The sequence below is a fragment of the Okeania sp. SIO2B9 genome, from assembly GCF_010672505.1.
In the GTDB taxonomy this organism is placed as follows: Bacteria; Cyanobacteriota; Cyanobacteriia; order Cyanobacteriales; family Microcoleaceae; genus Okeania; species Okeania hirsuta.
On sequence record NZ_JAAHGK010001647.1, the window covers coordinates 1 to 1365 of the forward strand.

Annotated in this window: 1 protein-coding gene; it reads right to left on the reverse strand. The window is 33.3% G+C overall.

The window, feature by feature from the left end; genetic code table 11:
- Window positions 1-314 precede the first annotated feature (314 nt).
- The gene (locus F6K13_RS33390; RefSeq protein ID WP_124143733.1) at window positions 315-1298 is read right to left on the reverse strand and encodes an ABC transporter ATP-binding protein; all 984 of its coding nucleotides are present in this window, start codon (window positions 1296-1298) and stop codon (window positions 315-317) included.
- Window positions 1299-1365 lie beyond the last annotated feature (67 nt).

Consider the following 1365-nt stretch of genomic DNA (forward strand, 5'->3'; position numbering starts at 1 on the left):
TTCAATTGGTTATGAAAAACATAATTATTACCAACAATACAAAGCATTAACAATAATATTAAAAATAGGGCTGCATACTTAATATGATGTGCCTCTCCGGGGGAGCTAGGCTATCAGATAATCAGCTATAAATAACATTTAAGAATTGACAGTACCGAATAAATATTTGAATCATGTTTACTTGATCTCCTTTCTACTCTTCTAATTCCTGACTCCTGTACGTCACCGATCCGGCGGCTCCTCATTCCTCACTAAGTTATTTATAAGTATTTAACCTATAGCGTAGCTCCCTCGGAGGGACACATCATATTACCCTATTCTCTACTAGAAAAAATTCCCTTTTCTCGTAATTGCTGCATAAAATACTCTTCTAGACTAAGCCTTTCTATATTCATTTTCATCAGTGTAGCTTTCATTAATCCCAAACTAACTAAAAATTCTTTAGGGTCTCCCCGCAAATGACCTTGCCAAAAATTATGCTCAAATTCTAAATCTGGTATCCATTGTTTAAGAATCTTAAGATTACCACTTTTACCCTTAACATAATAACTTTCATTAGTTCCTAATACTTCATCTAAAGTACCAATACAAATTAATTCTCCTTGTGCAAGAATAGCAATGCGATCACATATTTTCTCCACATCAGACAAAACATGACTATTAAAAAAAATAGTCTTCCCTTGTTTTTTGAGCGAGATAATAATTTCTCTGATTTGATAACGTCCCATTGGATCTAAACCTGACATAGGTTCATCTAAAAATACTAACTCAGGGTCATTAATCAAAGTTTGCGCCATACCAACTCTTTGCAACATTCCTTTAGAATATTGACGTAGTTGCTTTCTAATAGCTGTTGATTTAGACAATCCCACTAGGTCAAGTAATTCTGGAATTCTTTGTCTTTGTATTGATGTTGGTATTTGAAATAATCCTGCTACAAATTCTAGAAATTCCCATCCAGTTAAATATTCATAAAAGTAGGGATTTTCTGGCAAGTAACCAATTTTTTCTTTAATTACTCGATCGCCTATTGGCTGCCCTAATAAAACTCCCGATCCAGATGTAGGGCATACAATTCCTAATAAAGTTTTAAGTAGGGTAGTTTTTCCTGCACCATTTTGTCCCAAAAGTCCAAAAGTTTCTCCTTGATAAACTGTCAAAGTACAGTTTTTAAGAGATTCTATTTTTTGATTCATCCAAAAACCAGTGCGGTAAAATTTACCTAAATTATTAGTTTCTATCACTGGCAATTTTTCTGGTGTCTTTACTTCAGTGGGAATATTGACAGCAGATTCCATAAAAATTCAGCCTATATATTTAATATTTTATTTTTTATCATAAACTGAATCAGGACTTCAGTAGGAG

Bases quoted from the DNA above. Each gene is read 5' to 3' on its own strand.
- F6K13_RS33390 (WP_124143733.1), bottom strand. From the start codon at position 1,298: ATGGAATCTGCTGTCAATATTCCCACTGAAGTAAAGACACCAGAAAAA.